Consider the following 24,804-nt stretch of genomic DNA (forward strand, 5'->3'; position numbering starts at 1 on the left):
GCGGTCCAACGGCGCGCGGGTCACAGGTCGCACGTCCGGGCGACCGCCGCCGTCGCCCCGGTGGCCGGGTGATCCGTCTATGCCGATCGGGGAGAGGGTTCCCGCCCTGTCGCCCGGGTGACAGGGCGGTCCTCCCTCCGCGCCGCCAGGATGATGAGCGCCCCGGCGACGGTCCCGGCGAAGAACGGGGACGGCACCAGAAGGACGCCGCCCAGCGCGCACCACGCCGCGAGGCCCCAGCCGATCCCGGCCGGCACGGCCACCCCGCGTCCGGCGAGGTGCCAGGTCAGGCAGCCCAGGAGGACCAGCGGCACGGAGAAGCTTCCCGGACCGGCCCAGAAGGCGAGGTCGTTCCGGAGGGATTCCACCGTCTTGCCGGCGCCCCCGCCCGTGAGCACGAGCGGGACGGCCGCCCACATCCCCCGGTCCACCCAGCCTGCGACGCCCTCCCTGGCGATGAGCACCGCCAGGGACAGATGCCCCGCTCCCAGCACGATCATGATCCCGCTCGCCCAGCGGAGCAGTCGCCTCCCGGATCTCATCGTGACCGTCCTTCCTCGTGCCCCGCCCCCGCGCGGGCACGATCGCGGTCGCGCCAGGCCTGTTCCCACTGCCGGGTCAGAGCCGGATAGACGATGAGATACCGGAAAGGCGCAATGGCGGCCATGTAGAGCCGCCCGAACCATCCGTTGGGCTTGACGAGGACGGCCATCCGCAGCTCGTGGTCGCCGCTCGCTCCCTGAACCCAGCCGAGATGCATCACGCCGTGCACGGTCGTGTTCGCCAGCTCGCGCGCGGCCTCCGTGTCGAGCTCGTAGACCGCCTTGAGGGGCATTCTCACGTCGTCCAGACCGCGCGGAGCGTCGCGGAGGTCGCTCGGCAGGCGGTCGCGGAGCGAGACGACCCGCGCGCCGACGCCCGCCGACGGTCTGTCCCAGCCGAGGAGCGCGCCGAGCTTCCACCGGACGGCGAACAGGAACCTCACCGGCCAGGGCTGCTTGGTGAATTCGAGCGCGGCGCGCATCGCCGCGAGCATCGTCGGGAAGTCCTCGGGCCCGGCTCCGGGGGTGCGGAACGACCACACGTCCTCGACCGTGAAGTCACTCGTGAGTTCGTGGACGCGCCATGGGCGCTCGGTATGGGCGGTCTCTGCGAGTCGCGGCACGGTTCGGCCCTTCGCTTATACGGTGCCGTATATTTCGTTTATACGGTACCGTACGACTTCAACGCGATCAATGGATGGAGCCGGATTCCCGCCGTGGCCCGTACACCACGAACCCGCTGGATAGAGGCGGGCCTCGAAGCCCTCGCCCAGGGAGGGCCCGACGCGGTCCGCGTCGAGACGCTCGCCACCCGGCTCGGCGTGACGAAGGGCGGGTTCTACGGATACTTCGACGGCCGTCCCGCGCTGCTCGCGGAGATGCTCGACGAGTGGGAGCGCCGCTGCACCAAGGAGGTCCTCGCCCAGGTCGACGCCGACGGTGGCGACGCCGCCGAGAAGATCCGGCGCGCCGGTCAGCTGACCTTCTCGGAGGACTTCCACCGGATCGACCTCGCGGTCCGGGCCTGGGCCCGCCAGGACCAGTCCGTCGCGACGCGCCTGAGGCGTGTCGACAACGAGCGCATGGAGTTCCTGCGGAGGATGTTCGGCACGTTCGTCACCGACCCCGACGAGATCGAGGCTCGCAGCACCCTGGCGTTCGCGCTCGCGATCGGCCGCCACTTCATCGTCGTGGACCACCCCGGGCACACCAAACGCGAAGCCATCAGGCTCGCCGGAGACTACCTCCTGCGCCCGTGACGTCCCCCGGTCCGGGCAAAGCCACTCGGAAAGGGATCAGAGCTCGAAGCGGGCCACCCGGCGGAGCTTGTTCATGGCGTCCAGGGCGGCGACCTTGTAGGACTCGGCCAGGGTGGGGTAGTTGAAGACGGCGTCGACCAGATAGTCGATGGTGCCGCCGCAGCCCATGACGGCCTGGCCGATGTGCAGGAGTTCGGTGGCCCCGGTGCCGAAGACGTGCACGCCGAGCAGGGCGCGGGTGTCCGGGGAGACCAGGAGTTTCAACATGCCGTAGGTGTCGCCGATGATCTGGCCCCGGGCCAGCTCGCGGTAGCGGGAGATGCCGACCTCGAAGGGGACGTGGGAGGCGGTCAGCTCGTCCTCGGTGGGACCGATGAAGCTGATCTCGGGGATGGTGTAGATGCCGATCGGCTGCAGGTGGTGGATGCCGCGCAGCGGTTCGCCGCAGGCGTGGTGGGCGGCGATGCGGCCCTGCTCCATGGAGGTGGCGGCCAGGGAGGGGAAACCGATGACGTCGCCGACGGCGTAGATGTGCGGCACGGCGGTGCGGTAGTGCTCGTCGACCTGGATGCGGCCCCGGGCGTCGGCGGACAGCTCAGCGGCCTCCAGGGCGAGCTCGTCGGTCATGCCGTGGCGTCCGGCCGAGTACATCACCGTCTCCGCGGGGATCCGCTTGCCGCTCTCCAGCACGGTCAGCGCGCCCCGGGGGCGGCGCTCCACGGCGGCGACGGTCTCGCCGAAGCGGAAGGTCACCGCCAGGTCGCGCAGGTGGTACTTGAGCGCCTCGACGATCTCCAGGTCGCAGAAGTCGAGCATCCGGTCGCGGCGCTCGACCACGGTCACCTTGGTGCCCAGCGCGGCGAACATGGAGGCGTACTCGATGCCGATCACCCCGGCCCCCACGACCACCATCGAGTCGGGGATGTCCTGCAGCTGCAGGATGCCGTCCGAGTCGATGATCGTGTGGCCGTCGAACTCCACGGTGTCGGGGCGGGCCGGCCGGGTGCCGGTGGCGATGACGATCTTGTCGGCGGTGACCTTGGTCTCGTGGCCGTGCTCGTCGACGACGCCGATCGTGTGCGGGTCCACGAAGTGGCCGTGCCCGTTGAGCGTCGCCACGTGGTTGCGCGACAGCTGGCTGCGGATCACGTCGATCTCCCGGCCGATCACGTGCTGGGTACGGATCCCCAGGTCCGCCGCGGTGATCTCGTCCTTCACCCGGTAACTCTGGCCGTACATGCCGCGCTGGTTGAGGCCCGTCAGGTGCAGGACGGCCTCGCGCAGTGTCTTGGAGGGGATGGTGCCGGTGTTGATGCACACCCCGCCGAGCATGTTGCGCCGCTCGACGAGCGCGACCCGCCGTTCGAGTTTCGCCGCGGCGATCGCGGCCTTCTGACCGCCCGGCCCGGAACCGAGAACGAGGACATCAAAATCCCACATAGGCCCCAGTGTGAAGGTAGGAGGCGGTCTCAGCCAGACTCACGGAATACCAGATCGTGCCAGTCTCGTTAACACCGCCTCACACCGTCGGGTGAGTTCGACGTCCCCGGTGTCCGGACGGCACCGAGCGCCGTCACCGCGTCGCGGCACGGGCCGCGACGCGACTCCGGAACCTCACACCTCCGCGGCGACCCGGTCCACGATCGCGGTCGCCCCCTCCTTCCTCGCGCAGTGGGCGCAGCAGAACCAGTGCTGCCCCGCCGCGACACCGTGCCCGACGATCCGGACGCCGCAGTGCTCGCAGATGGGCGCCATCCGCTGGATCGCGCACTCGAAGCTGTCGAAGACGTGCACCTTGCCCTGGGCGTGCACCTCGAAGCTCATGTCGTAGTCGTTACCGCACGTTTCACAGCTCGCCATGTTTCCCCCCGAAAATCATCGGCATTCCCAGGGAAAGTCGTACCCAGGTATCCGCAGGTCAGACAATCCGTCCGGCCACGATCACCCCGGCGGCCAGCAGCGCCAGCACCGCCAGCGCGACCGGCAGCAGGGGAAGCAGCCGGGCGAACCTCTCGCGCGCCACGAGGCGGGCGCGGTCGGCCTCGATCCACTCCCCCAGCCGTGGCCAGGCGTACGGAAGCGCCTGGTGGACCAGACGCGTCCCCTCCCGCCGGTGCGCGACCAGCCCCGCGAAGCCGCGCAGGACGCGCTCGGATCCGGCGGGCACCCTGGCCTCGCGGGCGACCGGCTGCCCGTCGGGGGCGATGGCGACGAGTCTCAGAAACACCGCGGGCGCGCGCTCCCGGTCCGCCGGGCCGAGCGCGGCGTACGCGGACTCGGCCAGCGCCCCCAGCCCGGGGTCGTCGCAGGCCGTACGGATCCGGGCCGCCATCTCGGTCCCCGCCCGCAGCAGCGCGGCCGTCCCGGGATCCGGGGCGCGCCCGGGGAGCAGGGCGATCAGCAGGTCGCGGGCGGCCGGCCTGGCGTGGGGGTCCTTGGCGAGCGCGGCGGCGGCCAGCGGCCGCAGGAGCCGGGGCAGCGGGCCCAGGTCGGGGTCGAGCGAGAGGATCCGGTGCATCACCGCGCCCAGGCTGCCCGCCGCGAACGGGTCCTCGCCGGTCGCGGCGTACAGCACGATCCCGCCCCAGGCGAACACGTCGGCGGCCGTGCCCGCCGCGCCGCCGGTGAACACCTCGGGCGCCGTGTACGACGGCACCCGCGCCCTGAGCCCGGTGGCGGTCAGCGACATCACCCGCCCGGGGGCCGTCCCGAATCCGATGACCCTGGGACCGTCCCCGCCGAGGATCACGTTGTCGGGCGTGAGGTCGCGGTGGACCACCCCGGCGTCGTGAAGGGCGGTCAGCGCGGTGGCGACCGCGGCCGCGAGGCCGTGCAGGTCGTCGCCGCCGAAGACCCGCCCGGCCCGGCGCAGGCTGGGGCCCTCCACGTACCGGCTGACGATGTACGGTCTGGGCCCGTCGAGGTCGGCGTCCAGCACGCTCGCCGTGCAGGACGAGGCGACACGGCGGGCGGCGGCGGCCTCGGCGGGCGCCTCACCTCCCGGACGGCCGTGCAGGACCGTCACCGCGACCCGCTCCCCGCCCTGGCCGTACCCCTCGTAGACCACGCCCAGGGCACCGGCCCCCAGCCGTCCGGCGAGACGGTAGCCGCCCAGCCGCCAGGGATCGCCCACGATCAACTCCCGCGCCACTCTCATGCGGTGTTTGATGCGACCCGCGGAAAAAATGTTTCCCTCGACGAGGACGAACGTCGGGTCGCCCCGGGCTCTCGAGGAGCGCCCGGTGTTCCCGGTCCCTTCGCCCGGCCCCGGCCGGCCCGCGCGCCTCCCCTCAGGTACGCCCGGCCGGGCCTCGCGGGCCGGCCGCGGCGGCACCTCGGCAGGGGTCGGTCCGGGGTCAGGATCGCCGGGGGGCGCGGCGCCCCGCGCGCCGGGCGAGTTCTTCGTCGTCCACCAGGGTGAGCATCGGCTTACCGGGCTCGCACAGCATCGTGACGGTGAAACGGACCGGGACGTCGTCGCGGTTGTTGCCGTCCTGATAGTGGACGACGTCGCCGCCCGGCTCCCAGAACGCCTCCCCGGCGCGGATGACACGCTCGGGCTCGCCTTCCAGCTCGAACAGCATCTCGCCTTCCATCACGTAGCCGAACGCCGGCCCCGAGTGCCAGTGCGGCGGTGTGCCGGGGTCGCCGGGCGGGAACTCGATGACCACGGTCATCACGTGCGCTCCCTCCGGAATGAACGGCGGCTCCACCTCCTGCAGCAGGGTGAGCGCCGTCTGCCACGCGGTCGATCGCGGCTCGCGCCCGGCGGGCGTCGGATCGTTGTCCTGCATGGGAGGTACCTCCGTGACGGATGGGTGATGGAGCCGGGCCCGCGCCCGGCGGGGACGCGTTATTTTCCGGTGGCGGCGGTGGCCCGGCCGGGCCAGTCCTCGTACCGGATCTCGCCGAGGATCGCGTCGTCGCCCTCCGGCACCAGGGATCCCTCGGCCAGTTCGGCTCCGAAGTAGCGCGCGTGCGGATCCGCGACCACCTCGCGCGGGTCCTCCCAGGCGGCCAGGGCGTCCAGGAAGAACCTGTCCATCCGGAACCTCTCGGGCCCGGCGACCTCGACCCTCCCGTTCACCGGCGAGCCCACCGCGACCTCGCCGACCACCCGGGCGACGTCGTCGCCCGCGACGGGCTGGTAGGACACCGGTGCCACCCGGACCGTGCCTCCGTCGGTGGCCGCGTCGGTGGCCGCGTCGGCGATGCCGCGGGTGAACTCGAAGAACTGGGTGGCGTGCACGATGGAGTAGGGGATCGAGGAGTCCTCGATCAGCTTCTCCTGGGCGATCTTCGCCCGGAAGTAGCCGCTCTGGGGCAGCCGCGCGGTTCCCACCACAGACAGCGCGACGTGGTGGCCGACGCCCGCCGCCTTCTCCGCGGCGAGCAGGTTCCGGGTGGAGGTCTCGAAGAACTCGAGGACCTCGGCGGCCTCGAAGGACGGGGAGTTCGACACGTCGATCACCACGTCCGCGCCGGCCAGGACGTCGGCGAGACCTTCGCCGGTGAGGGTGTCGACGCCGGTGTTCGGCGACGCCGCCACCGCCTCGTGGCCCTGCTCGCCGAGCCTCGCCACGAGTTTCGACCCGATCAGGCCGGTACCGCCGATCACCACGATCTTCATGACAACCCTTCCCGTCCCCCGAAGGTGCCCCTCGCCACCCGGTCACCGGCCAAGACAGGACAGCCCCACGACCTGTGACGGCTCGGCCGGAAATCCCTCCGGTAATGGATTCCCCGTGCCGGGGTGGCACAGGGCGGGGTCTCGCCCAAGTGAGTCCAAAATCCACATTGGAATGATCTCGAAGGGATGGCCGGGTGGGTGATGTCGATGGGCTCGGGCGGCGCTGGCGGCGCCGGCCCGGTCGCGGTGGGGCCGGAGGTGCCGCTCCCGCCGGGAGGGCACCATGACATCACGGTGACGTCGCCGTCGGAACGAATCACTCAAGCAGGGCAGACGTCGCGATAGGGCAGGTCCCCCAGGTAGGTTCGCCACTCCTCGCGCGACAGGGTGCGGCCCGCGCGCTCGCAGACCGCCCGCGCCACCGCCTCCGGCTCGACCGGGTACTCGCTCAGGGCGCCCGCCGTGTCGACGGCGATCAGCCGGGCGCCGTCGGGGCTGAACGCCAGCGTCTGGAGGTCTCCGGGCTGGGCGATGATCGGCTGGCCGAGGCGGCGCCCGGTCTCGGCGTCCCAGATCCCCACCGACCGCTCGGTCATCGCCGCGGCGATGACGCCGCCTCGGGGCGAGTACGTCAGGTCGGCCCCCGTTCCCTCCTCGCCCCTGATCATGCTGCCCACCCGCTTCCTGCCCCGGGTCTCGAACACCGAGATCCGCCCTTTCTTGTCGGCGACGGCGAAGCGGGCACCGTCCGCGCCGAAGGCCAGCGCGATCGCCGGGATGCCGACGGTGGGCGAGCCGTAGGTCTCGCCGAACGGCTCGCCGGTGCCCGCGTCCAGCAGCCGATGCTCACCGCCCGCGACCGCGAGCGCCTCGCCGTCGGGGGTGAAGACCAGCCCCTCGGTTATCTCCTGGGGCCGTGACCAGCGGAGCCGGCCACTGGGCACGTCCCAGAGGTGGATCTCCCCCTCGGGCTGCGTCGCGGCGTCGTAGTAAAGGGTGTACGAGGCCACGGCGGTGCCGTCGGGGCTGATCGCCACGGCGGGCGTCTGGCCGCCGCGGGCGGGGGTGACGGTGGCGATCCGCTTGAAGGTGGCGGTGTCCCAGACGGTCAGCCGGGGGCTGTCCGAGCCCTCGTTGGCCACCAGCCGCCCGCCGTCGGCGCTGAAGGCCATCTGGAAGAAGTTGTCGGCGCCCTTGGGCCCGATCTCCAGCGAGCCCAGGCGGGCGCGCCGCCCGACGTCGCGGATCACGATCTCGCTCGCCCCGTCCGCCCTGGAGGCGAGCAGCCGCCCGCCCGGGCTGAGGGCCGCCCAGCGGGTCCCCGGGCCCTTCAGCGTGACGGGCCTGGTCAGCGCGGAGACGTCGAGGCTCGTCACCGCGTCCTCCGTGAGGTAGCGCAGGGTGCGCCCGTCCGGGTCGAAGGCCACGACGGGCTCGTACGCGTCGATCCTCTGGGTGAGCAGCAGCCTGCCGTCCCCGACCCGCCAGACCCGCAGCGCCGTGTCGACCGCCGAGGCCAGAAAGCGCCCGTCGGGGCTGAAGACGAGATCCTCGGTCATGCCCTCGTCGAAGGAGGTGTCCAGCTTCGTCCCGGTGAACGCGTCACGCAGCTCGATGGTCTTGCCCCTGCCGACGGCGACGGTCGCGCCGTCGGGACTGTAGGCCACTCTCGGCACGCAGAAGTTGCAGCGGCTTCCCAGCGGGATCCTGCGCAGGCCGTCCAGGGTGAAGGCCGCCGCCTCGCCGTTGATGTCCCCGGTCGCGAACCCGCGCCCGTCCGCCGAGACGTCGCCGCCGACGGCCCCTCCCAGCGGGGAGTGCTTCCGGCCGGTCGCGATGTTCCAGACGGTGAACCCCTCCCCCTGGCCGACCATGAGCCAGTCGTCGGACCGTCCGAAGGACGCTGTGGTGTCGCCGCCCGCGTTCCGGCCCTGGACCTCCATGACGGCGCCGGTCGGCCTGCCGGTCCGCACGTCCCAGATCCTCAGCCTCTGACCGCTGATCACGGCGAGCCTGCCGCCTCGCGGGCTCAGCGCGATCCCGCGCAGCTCGCCGCCGATCCCGGTGAAGCCGCCGACGCGCCTGCCGGTCCGCACGTCCCAGACGCGCGCCTCGCCGTCGCTCGCGCTGACGAGGGTGCGCCCGTCGGCGCTCAGCGCCCTGAGGGTCTGTATCCCGGTGGCCGGGTCGTGGAAGGCGGCCGTCTCCCGCTGGGCCAGCGAACCGGCCAGGCTCGCCCTCGCCTCGACCACCGGCGCCAGCCGCCAGGCGGCCACGCTGAGCAGCATGGCCCTGACCGGCTCGGCGATCCGCAACGTGTCGGCCGTCACGGCGAGCCTGGCGGCCGTCGCCTGGTCGCGCTGGGAGGCGATGACGGCGCTGCGCGCGTCGGCCACCCTGCTCTGCTGCACGGCGAACGCCCCGGCGGCCAGCGCGACGACCAGCAGCACGGCCAGCGTGCCGGAGAGCACCCTGCCCCTGCGGACGCGACGCCGGGCGAGGGCGGCGCCCGCCTCCAGGAAGTCGCGCTCGACCGGGCTGAGCGTGATGTTGCGGCGCCCGGTGGCCGCCCAGCGCATGGCGTTCTCCAGGCTGCCGCCCTGGAAAAGGTCCCCGTCCCTGCGCCCCTGGAGCTGCCAGCGCCGCGCGGCGGTGAGGATGCCCCGGTGCACGGCCAGGCCGTCCCGGTTGGCCTGGACCCACGCGCGCAGCCTGGGCCAGGCCTGCGGCAGCGCGGGCCGCGACAGCCACACCTCCCGGTCGTCGTGGGTGAGCAGGTACGCGAAGACCTCCACCAGGCGCCGTACCGCGGCGGCCTCGCCCTCCCGGCGCCCGTCGAGGAGCTCGGCCCACTGGGCCCGGCGGACGACCAGCTGGTCGTCGTCGGTCACGGTGACCAGCCGCAGGAAGATCTCCGGGGCCAGCTCCCGCTCGGCGGGGCCGAGCGCGAGGTAGGCGTCCTCGGCGAGGGTGCCGAGCGCGGGGTCGGCCGAGGCCACCCGGACCTGGGCCCCGGCGTCGCTGCCGGCCGCGAGCAGTCTCGGGGTGTCGGAGGTGTTGAGGGCCCCGTCGCCGCTGACCAGGGCGAGCAGCAGGTCCCTGGCGGTGGGCCTGGACCCGGGGTCCTTGGCGAGCGAGGCGGCGACGAACGGCCGCAGGTGCTCGGGGAGCATGTCCAGCTGGGGCTGTACCGACAGCACGCGGTGCATGATCCCGCCCAGGCTCTCGGCACGGAACGGGTCGGCGCCCGTCGCGGCGAAGACCATGATCCCGCCCCAGGCGAAGACGTCGACGGCCGCGGTCGCGCGCTGGCCCATGAAGATCTCGGGGGCCATGTAGGTCGGGGTGCCCGCGACCATGCCGGTGGCGGTCAGCGACATGTCCTCCGTACGGGCGACACCGAAGTCGATCACTCGTGGGCCGTCCGGGCCCAGCAGGACGTTGTCGGGTTTGAGGTCGCGGTGGATCACCCCGGCCTCGTGGACGGCGGTCAGCGCGGTGGCGATCGCGGTCGCGAGACGGTGCAAGTCGCCTCCGGTGAAGCGGCGCCCCTCCGCAACGGCCCGGCGCAGGCTGGGGCCCTCCACGTACTCGCTGACGATGTAGGGCCTGGGCCCGTCGAGATCGGCGTCCAGCACGCCCGCCGTGCAGAACGAGGCCACCCGGCGGGCGGCGGCGGCCTCGCGGCCGAACCTGTCGCGCAACTCGGGGTCGGTCCCGGCGTCACCGTGCAGGACCTTCACCGCCACGCGCGTGCCGTCGGCGTCGTACGCCTCGTAGACCACGCCCTGGCCGCCCGCGCCCAGCCGCCCGGCCAGCCAGTAGCCGCCCAGCCTCTGCGGATCACCGTCGATAAGTGTCGTGCTCAACTCACACTCCGTTCACCGGTGGATAGGACGCCCCGGAGGACGGTGGGGTTCGGACGATGTCACAGACTTGGAACATGTCTCGTCCTCCTTACGTGAACGGTGACGAAGCCCTCGCGGCGGAGTTCGGGGCCATCCGGCCACGCCTGGTCGGCGTGGCCTACGCCCTGCTCGGCAGCCTCGACGAGGCCGAGGACGTGGTCCAGGATGCCTGGTTGCGGCTGGGCAGGGCGGAACGTTCTGAGATCGGGGACGTCACGGGCTGGCTGGTGGTCACAGTATCGAGACTCGCGCTGGACGTACTGCGTTCGGCGCGCGTACGGCGCGAGGAATACGTCGGGCCGTGGCTGCCGGAGCCCGTGGTGGGCGGGGGCGACCCCGCCGACCGGGTGACCCTGGACGAGTCGATGAGCCTGGCGATGCTGGTGGTGCTGGAGTCGCTCAGTCCCGCCGAGCGCACCTCCTTCGTCCTGCACGACGTGTTCGGGCTGCCGTTCGGGGAGGTGGCGCGCGCGGTCGGGCGCTCCGCCGCCGCGTGCCGGCAGCTCGCGGCCCGCGCCCGCGGGCACGTCGCGGCGCGGGCACCCCGCTTCGAGGTCGACGAGGCCGAGCACCGCAGGGTGGTCGAGGCGTTCGCGCGGATCATCCGGGGCGGGGACGGCGACATCGGCGCGCTGATGGCGCTGCTCGATCCGGACGTGGTGATACGCAGCGACGGCGGCGGAGTGGTCGGCGCGGCCCGCAGGCCGGTCCGCGGCTCCGACCGGGTGGGCCGCTTCATGCGCGGCATCGCCGGGAAGTTCGGCGGTACCGGAAGGCTGACGGTGACCACGGTCAACGGCCGGGCCGGGCTGCTGTGGGCGCGGAACGGCGAGCTCGCCGTCTACGGGCTGACCGTCTCCGGGGGCCGGATCACCGAGATCGACATCGTGAGGAACCCCGAGAAACTGAGGAGTGTCCGATGAAAGAGCGGATGAACATCGGCGAGATCGCCCCGGAGGCCTACCGGGCCATGCTGAGGCTGGAGAAATACCTGACGGAGAGCGGGCTGCCGCACGCCACGAAGGAGCTGGTCAAGCTGCGGGTCAGCCAGATCAACGGCTGCGGCTTCTGCGTCGACATGCACTCCCACGACGCGAAGGCGGCCGGGGAGAGCGACGAGCGGCTGTTCGCGGTGGCGGCCTGGCGGGAGACGCCCTTCTTCAGCGACGCCGAGCGGGCGGCCCTCGCCCTGGCCGAGGAGGCCACCCGGCTCAGCGACCGCGGCGAGACGGTGCCGGACGAGGTGTGGGACGAGGCCGCCAGGCACTACGAACCGGAGGTGCTGGCCGCGCTGGTCGTGACGATCTCGACGATCAACGCGTGGAACCGGATCGCCGTCACCACCCGCAAGGTCGCGGGAACCCTGCGTAGCGAAAACGGTTGATCGGGAGGGGCCCGGCGGACTAGGTTTGGCTCGCACGGGCGACCGTGCGAGCCAGGCGCGCGAGCGTCCGGCGAACCGGTGTCATAGGACGCGGAGCACGGCGAGCCCGGAAAAGGGGAAGATCATGCGGCGACGCACCCAGATCATCCGGCGGCGTCCACGCCGTCCCGACCGCGCCTCGGGCCTGGACCTGCGCTCCCCCTCGGGGCGCCCGCTCCCCTACTGACCTGGTCCCTGTTGAACTGGCCTTTACGGCAGTCTTATGCGGCGATCTGTAGATACTTCTTATAACGGAACCATCACGCCGGGGGGCTCAATGAAGAGACTTGTGGTCGTGCCACCATATGTCGCACGGCTCAAGATCAGGGACATTCGTTCCGCGACACGCCGAAGGGTGAGCGGCGACACCAAGGTCATCGACCTCAGCGCCTACACGGGCCGCAACGTCCTCCGCTTTCCACGGACGAGCGGCCCCACCTCCGCCGCCTGACCCCGTCCGGCCCTCCTCGCGAAAGACCCGCCACGGCGGGTCTTTCTCCGTTCGGGCCGCCGTTCCGCCGCCGCCGTTCCGCCACTGTCCCGGCCGCGGGCTCGCCGTGGATCCCCTTCCGTGCGGTCCACACGACTTCCCGGCGATCCACACGACGGGACATACGAACCACGCGACACCCGAACTCCGAGGTCACCTGATTGAATATCGCCTCATGAGCGAATTGTCCGCGACCGAGCGCACCCGGCACCGACGACTGCGGGAGAAGGGCCGCACAGATCGCGCCGCCCTGTACGAGGTGCTGGGCGCCGGATTCGTCTGCCATCTGGGAGTGATCTCAGGTGGTGTGCCCATGGTGGTCCCCACCGTCTACGGCTTCGACGCCGACCACCTCTACGTGCACGGCTCGGTGGCCAGCAGGAGCCTGACCGGCCCGGACGGACCCGGGACCGCAACGGGCGCCGGCACGGACGACCCGGAAGTCACGGCGGGCCCGGCGGGCCCGGGTACGGGAACGGTCTGCGTGACGGTCACCCACGTGGACGGTCTCATCCTGGCCAGGTCGGTGTTCGAGCACGGCGTCAACTACCGCTCCGCCATGGTCTACGGCGTGCCCCGCTCCCTGGAGGGCGAGGAGAAACTGGCCGCGCTGCGGATCCTGACCGAGCGCGCCGCCCCCGGCCAGTGGGACTACGCCAGGCGGCCCAGCCGCAAGGAGCTCGCCGCGACGACGATCCTCGCGATCTCCCTGGCCGAGGCGTCGGTCAAGGTGAGTTCCGGACCGCCCGACGACGGCGAGGGGCCCGACGCGGAGCTGGGGCTCTGGGCGGGCCGGCTGCCTCTGGCCACCACCTGGCTCGCCCCGGTCCCCGATCCCCTGCTTCCGGCCGGAATCGCCCCTCCCGACCACATCGCCGCCCGGACGGGCACGCGGGCCACCTGATCCCACCGGCGGGCGAAGCGGGCACGGGGTCACCGGCCCGGGAGGTCTCCCTCGTGAGAACCGGAGCCGGCGCGGGCCGTGATCCGGCGCGGCATCGCGCACGCCGGGTCGCGATCCCACGCGGCGGGGACCGTCCCGGTCACCGCCGCGCCCGTGTCCCGTACCCGCTCCGGCCCGAGGCCGACGCCACGAAGTCCGCGAACGTCCCGCGCCCGTCGGGGTGGTCCGGCGCGAGGTGCGCGTCCCCCCGGAAGGCGGCGGCCACCCGGCCCGGCAGGAGCAGCGGCACGACGGGCCTGCGCCGGCCGGTGACGCGCAGGTAGGTCCGCGCGAGCCCGGCGACGCTCACGATCTCGGGGCCGCCCATGTCGGGCACCCTCCCGGCGGGCGCGCCCAGCGCCAGCTCCACCAGCCGATCCGCGACCTCCTCGATCTCCACCGGCTGGAGGCTCGTCCGTGCGGGAACGAGCATGACCGGCGCCTTCGCCAGCGCCTCCAGCGCGAACAGGACCAGGTCGTGGAACTGCGTCGCGCGCAGGATGGTGTACGGCAGCCCCGACTCCTCGATGATCCTCTCGGCCTCGTACTTGCGCCGGTAGTACGAGTACGGGTGCCGGTCGACGCCGACGATGGAGATGTAGACCAGGTGGGTGCCCGCGGGCGTCGCGGCGATCAGCCGCCGGGTGCCCTCGACGTCCGCCGAGGAGTCGCGCGGGTCGCTGGCGAGGTGGACGACCGTGCCCACCCCGTCGAGGGCGGCGTCGAGCCCCGCTCCCGTCCGCAGGTCCCCGATGTGGGGCTCGCGCGTGCGGCTCAGCACGCGGGCGGGGTGACCGGCCGCGGCGAGCCGGTCCACGACGTGGCGGCCGAGAGTGCCCGTACCGCCGGTGACAAGGATGTTTTCCGTCATACCCTTAAGAACCGGTGAGCTCCCGCAAATGTGACAGCTTCTCCGGATTGAGCACGGCGCGCACCCCGACGATCATGCCGCCGGAGATCTCGATCACGAAGACCGTGACGATCTCTCCCCCGCGCCGGGCGAGGACCCCCTCCTGCCCGTTGACGTCGACATGGTCGAACTCCACGCCCCGCCCGAACTTGGCGGCGGCCCCGGCGAGGAAGCGGACGACCCGGTCGCGGCCCGCGACCGGCCGCAGCGCGGCGTTCACCCTGCCTCCGCCGTCGGACCAGGCGACCACGTCGTCGGCGAGCAGCCGCTCCAGCCCGGCCAGGTCGCCGCCGGCGGCGGCCGTCAGAAACCGCTCCACGATCCTTCGCCGCTGCTCGCCGGGGGCGTCGAACCGCGGAGCCTCGCCGACCCTGCGCCGGGCCCTGCCGTACAGCTGGCGGCAGTTGGCATCGGACAGGTCGAGCACGTCGGCGATCTCGCGGTACCCGTACGAGAAGGCCTCGCGCAGCACGAACACGGCCCGCTCCGCCGGGGTGAGCCGCTCCAGCAGGAGCATGAAGGCCATGGACACCGCGTCGCGCCGCTCGGCGCTCTCCAGCGGGCCGAGCGCGCCGGTCGGCGCGGGCTCGGGGAGCCAGAAGCCGACGTAGCGCTCGCGGGTGGCGCGGGCGGCGGAGAGCCGGTTGAGGCAGAGGTTGGTGACCACCTTGGTCAGCCAGGCCCCGGGTGAGCCGATGTTCTCTCGCTCGGCGCCGCTCCAGCGCAGGTAGGCGTCCTGGACGACGTCCTCCGCCTCGGTGGCCGACCCGAGCATCCGGTACGCCAGGCCGAACATCCTCGGCCGCTCCGCCTCGAACTCCTCAATCACCCGACCAGGGTGCCAGACGGAGCGACGGCTCCCGTTCTCGAGCGGGTAGGGCCGCGGCCGCTCGTCCGCCACGGAAGGGGGCGGTGCGTTCGCGGAGGCCGATCGCGGGCGCACCGTCCCCTCCGGCAGGATCGGACCATGACGATCGAGACGAACGACGGCCACGGCCGGAAATCGCTGGCGGGGCGCGTCGCTGTGGTGACCGGGGTGAGCAGGCGGGCCGGGATCGGTTTCGCGATCGCCCGCGAGCTGCTCGCCGAGGGGGCGAGCGTGCTGGTGCACTCGTGGACGCCGCACGACGCCGATCAGCCGTGGGGCGTCGACCCCGCCGGGATGGCGGGGGTCCTCGGGGAACTCGGCGGGGTGGGCGAGCGCCTGCGGCACGTGGAGGCCGACTTCGCCGATCCGGAGACGCCGATGTCGGTGATCGAGCAGGCGGTGCGGTCCTTCGGGCACGTCGACGTGGTGGTGGCCAACCACGCCCGCAGCGCCCTGGGCACGCTCGAGGAGGTCACCGCGGCCGAGCTCGACCTCTCCTGGGCGGTGAACGCCCGCGGGAGCGTGCTGCTGGCGCAGGCCTTCGCCGCCCGGCACGACGACCGGCGGCCCGGCGGGCGGGTGATCCTGTTCACCTCGGGACAGCATCTCGCCCCGATGAGCCAGGAGCTGCCGTACGCCATCAGCAAGGGCGCGATCCACCAGATGACGCTCAGCCTCGCCGACGCCCTCGCCGACCGGGGCATCACCGTGAACGCGGTCAACCCCGGACCGGTCGACACCGGCTGGGCCGATCCCGACATCACCCGCAGGGTGGGCCGCGCGCTGCCCGCGGGCCGGTGGGGGAGACCGGAGGACGTCGCCCGGCTGGTTCGCTGGCTCGCCTCCGACGACGGTGCCTGGATCACCGGCCAGGTGATCAATTCCGAGGGCGGGTTCCGGCGCTGGGCGATGTGACGCCCCGGACGCCGGACTGTACGGCGGGCCGCCCGGAGGCGGCCTCACGACGGCTCTCGCGACGGCCCGAACGGCGAACTGCCCGGAGGCGGCCTCCGGGCAGTTCCGATCGTCACTTCTCGCCGTTGTTCTCCGGTGTCTGCGACAGCGCGCTGGCCGCGGCGGACTTCTCCTCGTCGCCCTGATCCGGGTCCGACAGCGTCCTGGACGAGGCCGACGCCGCCTCGGCACCGGTCTCCCCGTGGCTCTCCGGGGCCTGCGACAGCGCGCTGGCCGCGGCGGACTTCTCCTCGTCGGTCGCGTTGGGGTCGGCCAGCGTCTTGGCCGCGGCCGTCGCCGCCTCGGAACCGGTCTGTCCAGAGTTGCTCGTCACGATCTCACCTTTCCTCGAACCGTATCCGCGTTTCCCGCATCCCGGCCGGGGCGGTGAGGTCGTGCGGGCTCCCGCGCCGCGCACGATCTCGCCGTCCGTGCCGCGGCGGGCGCCGGCCCCTCATGAGGATCGGGTGACCCGCCGTTCCGGCCGGTGATGACGACAGCCCGGCCCGGCTACCCCGGTCACCGGCTTCCAACCGCGAATCCTCCGGATACGCGGTGATTCAGCCGGGATTCAGGCGGGATTCAGCCGGCGGCGGTGTCGCGGATCCTGCCGTGGGCGTCGTGCGGGAGGTCGGCGTAGTGCCACTGGTGGTCGCGGGCGTGCTTGCAGGCCGTCTCCAGGTCGCCGCGCTCGATCACCGCCAGCAGCTCGGCGTGGTCGCGGGCGATGTCGTGGAGGTCCACGCCGGTCGCGAGCATCGTGACCGAGGTGCGCGCCTCGATCTGCAGCCCCTCCCAGGAGAGCCTGAGCAGCTCGTTGCGAGCGGCCTCGACGATGCGCCGGTGGAAGGACACGCTCGCCCGCATGGACGCCTCGCCGTCGCCCTCGACGGCCGCGGCCCGCATCGCCGCCACGTCCGACCCGAGCGCCTCCAGCGGGACGGTCCCGGCGAGGAGGGCGAGCCGGATGGCCGTCTCCTCCAGCGCGGCCCGCACGACGTAGCTCTCCCTGAGCGTCTCGTGGACGAAGGGGCGCACGAAGGTGCCCCTGCGCGGCTGGGTCTCCACCAGCCGCATGACCTCCAGCTCGCGCAGCGCCTCGCGGACGGGCGCCTGGCTCGTGCCGTACGTCGCCGCGAGACGCGTCTCCACCAGTCGCTCACCGGGCCTGAACTGGCCGGAGACGATCCGGCTGACCAGCGAGTCGCGGATCTGCCGCGACAGCGTCAGCCGCGGCAGCATGGAGGGCTCCCCCGTCATCTCCTCGGTCATGGAGCGCATCCTACCGAGCGTCGATTCTCGTTCATCGATCTCCTCTTGACCTCCCCTTGACTCAGGGACGAGCCTCAGCCTACGGTTCCGATAATCAATTATCGATATTTAACCCGCTTGTAACGCAGGGGGTCCGGACATGATGATCCAGGCGGTCCACGTGCCGGAGTCCGCCGAGGCCGTGGCGGTCCACTCGGCGAGGGGCGGCCAGATCATGGGTGGCGGCACCGTCGTGATGCCGCTGGTCAGCGGCGGGGCCGCGACCGGGAGCGAGCTGATCAGCCTGCGAAGGGCCGGGCTGGCGGGGATCGAGGTCCGCGACGGCGTCGCCAGGATCGGCGCGGCGGCTCCGCTCTCCTCCGTCGAGGAGCATCCCGGGCTCGGCTTCCTGCGCCCGGCGGTGCGCACCATCGCCTCCCCCACGATCCGCAACCTGGCGACCGTGGGCGGCAACCTGTTCGTCGCGCAGCCGTACGGCGACCTGGCGGTATGCCTGCTCGCCCTCGACGCGCTGTGCGAGATCGCGGGCCCCGGCGGGCGGCGCGACGCCCCGGTGGCCGACGTGCTCGCCTCGGGGGTCGCCGCGGGCGAGTTCGTCACGGCGGTGGTGATAGCCCTGCCGGAACCGGGGACCTGGTACTACCACAAGGCCATGCGCCGCAAGCTGAACTCGGCGTCCATCGTGACCGTCGCCTCCGTGACGCGCACCGAGGACGGCGTGGTGACCTCGACCAGGATCGCCCTCGGCGGCGTCGCCCCGCGCCCGGTGCGCGCGGTGTCGGCCGAGCGGCTGCTGGCGGGCCGCCCGTTGAGCCCCGAGGTCCTGACCGAGGCCGGGGAGGCCGCCCGCTCCGACACCGCGCCCTTCGACGACGCCTACGCCAGCGCGTGGTACCGGGCGCGCGTCCTGCCCGTGCACCTGCGCCGGGCCTTCACCGGCTAGCGGTCCCCGCGCCCCCACGTGCTCATACGCGCCCACCCCCCAGAAAGGGCCGGACAATGTCGTCACAGATCGTCTCGCTCGTCGTCAACGGCGAACCCCGGGAGTTCATCGCCAGACCGGGGACCACTCTCCTGGCGACCCTGCGCGACTCGCTGGGGCTCACCGCGGCCAAGCGCGGCTGCGCGCAGGGCAGCTGCGGCACCTGCACCGTACTGGTCGACGACCGGCCCGTGACGGCGTGCCTGGTCGCCGTGGAAACGGTCTCGGGCTGCTCGGTCCGCACGCTCGAGGGAGTGGCCGCCGGCGGGGACCTCGACGAGGTGCAGAGCGCCTTCGTCGACAACTTCGCCACCCAGTGCGGGTTCTGCACGGCGGGCATGATCATGGTCGCCGAGGCCCTGCTGGACCGCAACCCCGACCCGACCAAGGAGGACGTGGCCGAGGCGATCTCGGGCAACGTCTGCCGGTGCACCGGCTACCAGCCCATCATGATCGCCATCCTGGACGCGGCCAGGCGCAGGCGCGGGGAGGGCACGGAGCCGGGACGGCCCGTGGAGGAGCCCGTGGAAGGAACGGTGTCGCGATGACCTACCGGCTCGCCCCCATCGACAAGGGCTCCTTCGCCTCCGAGCGCGAGGACGACTTCACCGTCATCGGCTCGGTCGTCCAGCGCTCCGACGCGCGGGGACACGTCACCGGCAGGACCGAGTTCTTCGAGGACGTCGCCCCGCGGGGAATGCTGCACCTGAAGATGCACCGCTCGGCCCGCCACCACGCCAGGATCAGGAGCGTCGACCTGGCCGGCGCCCTCGAGGTGCCCGGCGTGGTGCGGATCCTCACCCACGCCGACATCCCGAACAACATCTACACCCCGCTCAAGCTGATCGGCGTCGGGCCGGACGACGAGCCGATCCTGGCCGTGGACAAGGTCCGCTACCTCGGCGAGCCGATCTGCGCGGTGGTCGCCGAGTCCGAGGCGGCGGCCCTGGAGGGCGCGGCCAGGATCAGGGTCGACTACGAGGACCTGCCGGCGGTCTTCGACGTCGAGGAGGCCCTGGCGGAGGGGGCTCCGCTGGTCAACGAGTACCACGGCCGCAACTTCTTCACCTACGAGGGGCACCACTGCCGGCGGATCCGGTTCGGCGACGTGGAGAAGGCGTTCGGGCAGGCCGACCACGTCTTCGAGTGGCGCTACGAGTCCGCGCCGATCGAGCAGGCCCCCACCGAGACCACCGGCTGCGTGGTGGTACCGCAGGCCGACGGCCGGTTGCGCATCCACTCCGACACCCAGGCGTGCTTCTTCACCCTCGACAACACCGCGCTGATCCTCCAGACCCCGTTCAACAAGCTGCGCGTCGTCGGCGGGACGGTCGGCGGGGGCTTCGGCGGCAAGGTCGACGTCGTCGTCGAGCCGGTCGCGTGCGTGGCCGCCATGGTGACCGACCGCCCGGTCAAGTTCGTCTACAGCAGGTACGAGGAGATGCAGGTCTCCTCGCCGCGCGCGGCCGAGCGCATCTACATCAGGGACGCCGTGATGGACGACGGCCGGATCATCGGCCGCAAGGTCACGCTGTACGTCGACTCCGGCGCCTACGCCCGGCACACCCCGTACGGCACCACCAAGGCCGCCGCCCACCTGCCGGGACCGTACTCGATCCCGAACGTGTGGGCCGACTGCCACTGCGTGTTCACCAACCGCACGCCGTCCAGCGCGATGCGCGGGTTCGGCGTGACGATCGGCGACTTCGCGCTGGAGTCGCAGATGGACCGGATCGCCAGGGCCCTGTCCATGGACCCGCTCCAGCTGCGCCTCCTCAACGCCTACCGCGACGGGGACCTCAAGGCCCACCGCAAGGTCGCCGAGGGCACCGCCCTGGTCGAAGTGATCCAGAAGGCCGCGGAGATGTCCGGGCACGAGCTGCCCGAGGCGTACCGCCGGATGTCGTCGACGACACGAGAGGGGCTGTAGGCCATGGCCAGGCTGCGCGGGCGCGGATACGCGTCGGTGAACTACCCGACCGGCATGAACCTCGGCGGCGATCCCTCACAGGCGCTGATCCACGCCACGACCACGGGCACCTTCGTGATCACGCTGTCCTCGGTGGACCTCGGCCAGGGCATCAAGACGATCGCCGCGCAGTGCGCCGCCGAGACGCTCGGCCTGCCGATCGAGAACGTCCTGGTCAACACCGCCGACACCGACACCGGTCCGCACTGCATGGGGACCTTCGCCAGCCGGGGCACCCACCGCGTCGGCAACGCCGTCATCATGGCGGCGGCCGAGGCGCGCGCCGTGATGCTGGAGGTCGCCGCCGAGGAGCTGGAGGTCGACGCCGGGGACCTGGAGACCGACGGCACCGGCGTCATCAAGCTCAAGGGCTCGGACCAGCCGAGCATCCACATCACCGACCTCGCCCTGGCCGCGCACTTCAAGCACGGCCGCACGATCTCCGGGCGCGGCATCTTCCTCAAGGAGCCGAGCGTGCCGGTGCCCGAGACGGGAGAGATGGACCCCGACTCCTGCCAGGCGCACGCGTGCACGGTCGCCGTCGTCGAGGTGGACGACGAGACCGGGGTGGTCGAGGTGCTGGAGCTGTACAACGCCTACGAGATCGGCCGGGCGCTCAACCCGGCGATGGCGACCCAGCAGGTCGAGGGCGGGGCCTGGATGGGCATGTCGCACGCCCTGTTCGAGACCACCGAACCCTACTACCCGCGGCGCGACCACGGACCCCGCGACTTCGCCGACTACCTCATGCCGGGGCCGGCCGACATTCCCGTACAGCACAGCCTGTTCCTGGAACGTCCGGCGGGCAACGGCCCCTACGGTGCCAAGGGCATCGGCGAGATGACCGCCAACGCGCCGATCCCGGCCATCGCCAACGCCATCTTCGACGCCTGCGGCGTGCGCGTCACGGCGATGCCCTTCACCCCCGAACGCGTCCTGCGCGGGCTGGACGCCCTGCGCAAGGACGCCCTGCGCGAGGTGTCCTCGCGCGGAAACGCCTGAACACCCATCCGATCCGGAGGAACCGATACCCATGCTGAAAGTCGTCTCGCTGCTCAAGCGCGCGGAGAACATGTCCCACGAGGAGTTCGCGAAGTGGGTCGTGGAGGACCACGTCGAGTTCGCCAAAAGGCTTCCCGGGCTGCGCAAGTACACGGTGAGCGTCAGCAACGGCGAGGACGCGCCGTTCGACTCGGTGAACGAGCTCTACTTCGACGACGAGGACGCCCGCGCCGCCGCGTTCGGCTCCGAGCACGGCAAGGCCGCCGCGGCCGACGCCGCCGCGCACACCACCCAGCGGGTCCACCTGCTCACGACCGAGCACGCGCAACTGTGACGCCTGTCGGGGGTTCCCCGGTGGCCGGCGGGCTCCCCCCGGCGCCCGGTGGGTCCTTCTCGGCACCCGGCGAGCCCTCGACGCCCGTCCGGGCCTCCTCTGCGGCCCGCGCGACCTCCTCGGCGGCCGACGGAGGTGTCCCGGGGGCCGGTGGGAGTGCTTCGGTGGGCCGCCTCCTGGACGAGCGCGCGCTCGCCGCGGCGCTCGAACGGGAGGGGTACTTCGCCGACGAGGGCCTGTGCACGGCCGTCCACCTGGCGCTGCGGCTGGGCCGGCCGCTGCTGCTCGAGGGGGAACCGGGCGTCGGGAAGACCGAAATCGCCACGGTGCTCTCGCGCGTCGTGGGCCGCGAGCTCATCCGGCTCCAGTGCTTCGAGGGGCTGGACTCCGGACAGGCGCTGTACGAGTGGGACTACCCCAAGCAGCTCCTGCAGGTCCGGGTGGCCGAGAGCCGCGGCCAGGAGGTCGGCGACCTCTACCGCGAGGAGTTCCTGCTGCGGCGGCCGCTGCTGCGCGCCCTGGAGGCCGACCGCGGCGCGGTCCTGCTGATCGACGAGATCGACCGCGCCGACAGCGAGTTCGAGGCGTTCCTGCTGGAGTTCCTGGGCGACTTCCAGATCACCGTCCCGGAACTGGGCACCATCAGGGCGCGCACGCCGCCGGTCGTTGTGCTGACCTCCAACCGGACCCGCGAGCTGCACGACGCGCTCAAGCGGCGGTGCCTCTACCACTGGATCGCCTTCCCCGAGGTCGACCGCGAGCGGGCGATCCTGCGCGCGGCCGTACCCGGCCTTGAGGAGCGGGCCGCGGAGGGGCTGGTACGCGCCGTCCAGCGGGTACGCGGGCTGCCGCTGCTCAAGCGGCCCGGCATCGCCGAGTCGGTGGAGTGGGCCAGGGGCGCGGTGACCCTGGCCGAGGGCGGAAGCCCCTGGCCCGTGGCGCTGCGCCGCGCCCTCGGCCTGCTCATCAAGGACGAGGAGGACACCCGGCTGCTCCTCGGGCACGCGGAGGAGCTGTTCGGCGATGCCTGAGCCCTCCACCTTCGCGCGGGAGCCGTCCGGCGACGGCGAACCCGCCACCCTCACGGAAGGACCGTCCGGCGACGGCGAACCCGCCGTCCTCGCGGCCGGTCACGTGTGGGGGTTCCTGTCCGCGCTGCGCGCCGCGGGCGTGACCACCGCACTGCCGAAACAGGCCGACCTGCTGCGGGTCGTCGGCGAGTCACCGCCGCGCGACCTGACCGCCCTGTACTGGTACGCCCGGATCACCCTGCTGCACGACATCGAGGAGCTCGCCGCGTTCGACCGGGTCTTCGCCGCGTGGTTCCGGCAGGGCGGCCTCGCGGACGCCCTGCCACCGCCGCCCGCCGGGGAGAGCGACGTCCCCTCCCCCCAGGGACCCGGCGAGGACGACCCCGCCCCGCGGGAGGTGCTGCCCGGCGACGGGGTCGAGGCCAGCACGCTCAGCACGTACGGCAGGCGGGACTTCGACGCGACCGGCGACCGGTGGCGTTCGATCACCCGGGCCCTGGAGGCCGCCTGGCCCGCCGTGCTGCCCTCGACCCCGTCGAGGCGGCGGCGCCCGGCGCGGACCGGCGACCGGCTGGACGTGCGGCACGCCTGGCGGCGGGCACACCGCCACGACGGGGAGATCATCGAGCTGCGCCGGCGCGCCCGGCCCCCGCGCCCGCGCCGCCTGCTCATCCTGGTCGACGTCTCGGGCTCGCTGCGGCGGCACACCCCCGACCTGCTCCGCCTGGCGCACACGGCACTGCGCGCGGCACCGGCCCGCACCGAGGTCTTCACCTTCGGCACCCGGCTCACCAGGATCACCTCCGCGCTGTCGCACCCCCACACGGGCCGGGCGCTGCGAGCGGTGTCCGAGCGGGTGACGGACGCCGACGGCGGCACCGCGATCGGGGCGGCGCTGCGGGAGTTCCTGGGCGTTCCGCGGTTCGTGGCGCTCGCGAGGGGCGCGCTCGTGATCGTGCTGTCCGACGGGCTCGAACGCGGCGACCACGTCCCCATGGTCCGCGCGACCGCCCGCCTGTCCCGGCTGGGTCACCGGCTCGTCTGGTGGTCACCGCTGGCGTGCTCTCCCGCCTACAGCCCGGTCACGCGCGCCGTGGCCGCCCTCCTCCCCCACCTCGACCACCTCGGCGGCGTACGAGACCTGCCCACCGCCCTCGCGGAGGTCCGCCGCCTCCCCGCGGTCCTGTCCGGCCCCCGGCGCGCGGCGGCCAGGCGGTGGGCCACTCCGCGCTCCACTCCACGCCCTGCGGGAGCCCGCTCATGACAGCCCCCACGGACAGGCCCCTGCGCGGGGCCGAAGCCGGGGGTCCCCACGCCGGAGGTACCCGATGAACGACACCACCGCCAGTCCGGCTCCCGCCGGGATCGTCGACGCGCACCACCACATCTGGCGCGCCGCCGACCTGCCCTGGCTCCAGGGCGAGATGATCCCGCGCATCTTCGGCCCCTACGAATCGATCCGCCGCGACTACCCGGTGTCGGAGTACGTCGAGGAGGCCACCGCCTGCGGCATCACCTCCGCGGTCTACGTGCAGGCCAACTGGCCGCTCGACCGCTCCCTGGACGAGGTGCGCTGGCTGCGCGAGACGCACGCCGAGACCGGCTGGCCCACGGCCGTGATCGGGTCCGCCGACCTCTTCGACGAGGGCGCGGCCGACGTGATGCGCCGCCAGGCCGCGCTCACCCCGCTCATGAGGGGCACCCGGCTGCAGCTGCACTGGCACGAGCGGCCGGAGTTCCGTTTCGCCTCCGCCCCCGACCGCATGAAGGATCCCGTCTTCCGCCGCAACATCGCCTCGCTCGCCGACCTCGGCTGGCTGTTCGAACTCCAGGTGTTCGCCGGGCAGATGGCCGACGCCGCGAGCTTCGTCGACGACTTCCCCGACATCACGTTCGTCCTGGTCCACGCGGGGATGCTCGACGACTTCGAGGTGTCCCGGGTGGCGGAGTGGAAACGCGGCCTGAGACTGCTCGCCGAGCGGCCCAACGTCGTGGTGAAGCTCACCGGCCAGGGCACGTTCGTGCACCGCGTGGACCGCTCACTGATCGGGACGGTCGCGGACACCTGCCTGGAGGCCTTCGGCTCGCACCGCTGCATGTGGGGGAGCAACTTCCCGATCGAGAAGATCTGGACCGACCTGCCCGCCCTGGTCTCCACCTGGCAGGAGGTCCTCGCCGGCCGATCAGCCCAGGTCGTCCAGAACGTCTTCGCCGCCACCGCCCGCCGGGTCTACCGCCTGTCAGCTTCTCAGCCCTGAAGAGCCGAGTTCGCAGCTCCTCACCGTGC

Annotated in this window: 25 protein-coding genes; 13 read left to right on the top strand and 12 right to left on the bottom strand. The window is 72.5% G+C overall.

Going from position 1 to position 24,804, the window contains the following annotated elements; all coding sequences use genetic code 11:
- Positions 1-77: 77 nt before the first annotated feature.
- Both ACTOQ3_RS21620 and ACTOQ3_RS21625 read right to left on the bottom strand, forming a co-directional pair.
- Positions 78-542 carry a DUF6463 family protein gene (locus ACTOQ3_RS21620; protein WP_440085155.1) on the bottom strand — a complete coding sequence of 155 codons (465 nt, stop codon included), beginning with the start codon at positions 540-542 and terminating at the stop codon, positions 78-80.
- Positions 539-1,165 carry a DUF2867 domain-containing protein gene (locus tag ACTOQ3_RS21625; protein ID WP_440085156.1) on the bottom strand — a complete coding sequence of 209 codons (627 nt, stop codon included), beginning with the start codon at positions 1,163-1,165 and terminating at the stop codon, positions 539-541. Before ACTOQ3_RS21625 ends, ACTOQ3_RS21620 begins: the two co-directional genes overlap by 4 nt.
- A gap of 93 nt (positions 1,166-1,258) precedes the next feature.
- Here ACTOQ3_RS21625 and ACTOQ3_RS21630 point away from each other — a divergent pair, with 93 nt between their 5' ends.
- Positions 1,259-1,801 carry a TetR/AcrR family transcriptional regulator gene (locus ACTOQ3_RS21630; RefSeq protein WP_440085157.1) on the top strand — a complete coding sequence of 181 codons (543 nt, stop codon included), beginning with the start codon at positions 1,259-1,261 and terminating at the stop codon, positions 1,799-1,801.
- Positions 1,802-1,837: 36 nt separating this feature from the next.
- Here ACTOQ3_RS21630 and sthA read toward each other — a convergent pair whose 3' ends face one another.
- From sthA to ACTOQ3_RS21660, 6 genes are all read right to left on the bottom strand, one after another.
- Positions 1,838-3,241, bottom strand: coding sequence for a Si-specific NAD(P)(+) transhydrogenase (gene sthA / locus ACTOQ3_RS21635; protein ID WP_362838380.1), 1,404 nt, complete (start codon positions 3,239-3,241; stop codon positions 1,838-1,840).
- Positions 3,242-3,415: 174 nt separating this feature from the next.
- On the bottom strand, positions 3,416-3,661 hold the full coding sequence (locus tag ACTOQ3_RS21640; RefSeq protein WP_440085158.1) for a hypothetical protein: 246 nt from the start codon (positions 3,659-3,661) through the stop codon (positions 3,416-3,418).
- Between the two features lie 58 nt (positions 3,662-3,719).
- The gene (locus ACTOQ3_RS21645; protein WP_440085159.1) at positions 3,720-4,958 is read right to left on the bottom strand and encodes a serine/threonine protein kinase; all 1,239 of its coding nucleotides are present in this window, start codon (positions 4,956-4,958) and stop codon (positions 3,720-3,722) included.
- A gap of 199 nt (positions 4,959-5,157) precedes the next feature.
- Positions 5,158-5,595 carry a cupin domain-containing protein gene (locus ACTOQ3_RS21650; RefSeq protein ID WP_440085160.1) on the bottom strand — a complete coding sequence of 146 codons (438 nt, stop codon included), beginning with the start codon at positions 5,593-5,595 and terminating at the stop codon, positions 5,158-5,160.
- Between the two features lie 59 nt (positions 5,596-5,654).
- Positions 5,655-6,431 (bottom strand): SDR family oxidoreductase, encoded by a 777-nt coding sequence (locus ACTOQ3_RS21655; protein WP_440085161.1) that lies wholly within the window; start codon positions 6,429-6,431, stop codon positions 5,655-5,657.
- Between the two features lie 320 nt (positions 6,432-6,751).
- The gene (locus ACTOQ3_RS21660; protein ID WP_440085162.1) at positions 6,752-10,300 is read right to left on the bottom strand and encodes a protein kinase domain-containing protein; all 3,549 of its coding nucleotides are present in this window, start codon (positions 10,298-10,300) and stop codon (positions 6,752-6,754) included.
- A gap of 74 nt (positions 10,301-10,374) precedes the next feature.
- Between ACTOQ3_RS21660 and sigJ the strand changes: the two genes are divergently transcribed.
- The 3 genes from sigJ (at position 10,375) to ACTOQ3_RS21675 (ending at position 13,156) form a co-directional block, all read left to right on the top strand.
- Positions 10,375-11,262: an RNA polymerase sigma factor SigJ gene (gene sigJ, locus ACTOQ3_RS21665; protein ID WP_440085163.1), complete on the top strand. Its 888-nt coding sequence runs from the start codon at positions 10,375-10,377 to the stop codon at positions 11,260-11,262.
- Positions 11,259-11,723 (top strand): carboxymuconolactone decarboxylase family protein, encoded by a 465-nt coding sequence (locus tag ACTOQ3_RS21670; protein WP_440085164.1) that lies wholly within the window; start codon positions 11,259-11,261, stop codon positions 11,721-11,723. The genes sigJ and ACTOQ3_RS21670 overlap by 4 nt, the downstream gene beginning before the upstream one ends.
- 704 nt (positions 11,724-12,427) lie before the next feature.
- Entirely contained in the window at positions 12,428-13,156 is a 729-nt protein-coding gene (locus tag ACTOQ3_RS21675; protein ID WP_440085165.1) for a pyridoxamine 5'-phosphate oxidase family protein, read from the top strand.
- Positions 13,157-13,295: 139 nt separating this feature from the next.
- Here ACTOQ3_RS21675 and ACTOQ3_RS21680 read toward each other — a convergent pair whose 3' ends face one another.
- Both ACTOQ3_RS21680 and ACTOQ3_RS21685 read right to left on the bottom strand, forming a co-directional pair.
- Positions 13,296-14,066 (bottom strand): SDR family oxidoreductase, encoded by a 771-nt coding sequence (locus ACTOQ3_RS21680; RefSeq protein ID WP_440085166.1) that lies wholly within the window; start codon positions 14,064-14,066, stop codon positions 13,296-13,298.
- A gap of 4 nt (positions 14,067-14,070) precedes the next feature.
- The gene (locus ACTOQ3_RS21685; protein WP_440085167.1) at positions 14,071-14,934 is read right to left on the bottom strand and encodes an RNA polymerase sigma-70 factor; all 864 of its coding nucleotides are present in this window, start codon (positions 14,932-14,934) and stop codon (positions 14,071-14,073) included.
- A gap of 138 nt (positions 14,935-15,072) precedes the next feature.
- On the opposite strand from ACTOQ3_RS21685, the gene ACTOQ3_RS21690 reads away from it, so the two are divergent.
- Complete coding sequence (locus ACTOQ3_RS21690) at positions 15,073-15,888, top strand: SDR family oxidoreductase (RefSeq protein WP_440085168.1); 816 nt, start codon at positions 15,073-15,075, stop codon at positions 15,886-15,888.
- Positions 15,889-16,000: 112 nt separating this feature from the next.
- Here ACTOQ3_RS21690 and ACTOQ3_RS21695 read toward each other — a convergent pair whose 3' ends face one another.
- A complete protein-coding gene (locus tag ACTOQ3_RS21695) occupies positions 16,001-16,261 on the bottom strand; it encodes a hypothetical protein (RefSeq protein WP_440085169.1) in 261 nt (86 codons plus the stop codon).
- 248 nt (positions 16,262-16,509) lie between these two features.
- Positions 16,510-17,199, bottom strand: a complete 690-nt coding sequence (locus ACTOQ3_RS21700) for a GntR family transcriptional regulator (RefSeq protein ID WP_440085170.1) — start codon at positions 17,197-17,199, stop codon at positions 16,510-16,512.
- Between the two features lie 139 nt (positions 17,200-17,338).
- Here ACTOQ3_RS21700 and ACTOQ3_RS21705 point away from each other — a divergent pair, with 139 nt between their 5' ends.
- The 8 genes from ACTOQ3_RS21705 to ACTOQ3_RS21740 all read left to right on the top strand — a co-directional run bounded on the left by ACTOQ3_RS21705 (position 17,339) and on the right by ACTOQ3_RS21740 (position 24,775).
- Entirely contained in the window at positions 17,339-18,142 is an 804-nt protein-coding gene (locus ACTOQ3_RS21705) for an FAD binding domain-containing protein (RefSeq protein WP_440085171.1), read from the top strand.
- 56 nt (positions 18,143-18,198) lie between these two features.
- Positions 18,199-18,729 carry a (2Fe-2S)-binding protein gene (locus tag ACTOQ3_RS21710; protein WP_440085172.1) on the top strand — a complete coding sequence of 177 codons (531 nt, stop codon included), beginning with the start codon at positions 18,199-18,201 and terminating at the stop codon, positions 18,727-18,729.
- Complete coding sequence (locus tag ACTOQ3_RS21715; protein WP_440085173.1) at positions 18,726-20,111, top strand: xanthine dehydrogenase family protein molybdopterin-binding subunit; 1,386 nt, start codon at positions 18,726-18,728, stop codon at positions 20,109-20,111. The genes ACTOQ3_RS21710 and ACTOQ3_RS21715 overlap by 4 nt, the downstream gene beginning before the upstream one ends.
- A 3-nt stretch (positions 20,112-20,114) precedes the next feature.
- On the top strand, positions 20,115-21,152 hold the full coding sequence (locus tag ACTOQ3_RS21720; RefSeq protein ID WP_440085174.1) for a xanthine dehydrogenase family protein molybdopterin-binding subunit: 1,038 nt from the start codon (positions 20,115-20,117) through the stop codon (positions 21,150-21,152).
- Between the two features lie 31 nt (positions 21,153-21,183).
- On the top strand, positions 21,184-21,486 hold the full coding sequence (locus tag ACTOQ3_RS21725) for an EthD family reductase (RefSeq protein WP_440085175.1): 303 nt from the start codon (positions 21,184-21,186) through the stop codon (positions 21,484-21,486).
- A 164-nt stretch (positions 21,487-21,650) separates the two neighbouring features.
- Positions 21,651-22,517, top strand: a complete 867-nt coding sequence (locus ACTOQ3_RS21730) for an AAA family ATPase (protein ID WP_440085176.1) — start codon at positions 21,651-21,653, stop codon at positions 22,515-22,517.
- Entirely contained in the window at positions 22,510-23,781 is a 1,272-nt protein-coding gene (locus ACTOQ3_RS21735) for a vWA domain-containing protein (RefSeq protein ID WP_440085177.1), read from the top strand. The genes ACTOQ3_RS21730 and ACTOQ3_RS21735 overlap by 8 nt, the downstream gene beginning before the upstream one ends.
- A gap of 64 nt (positions 23,782-23,845) precedes the next feature.
- Entirely contained in the window at positions 23,846-24,775 is a 930-nt protein-coding gene (locus ACTOQ3_RS21740) for an amidohydrolase family protein (protein ID WP_440085178.1), read from the top strand.
- The last annotated feature ends 29 nt before the right edge of the window (positions 24,776-24,804 follow it).

The sequence above is a fragment of the Streptosporangium sp. LJ11 genome, assembly GCF_051918945.1.
Taxonomy (GTDB): Bacteria; Actinomycetota; Actinomycetes; order Streptosporangiales; family Streptosporangiaceae; genus Streptosporangium.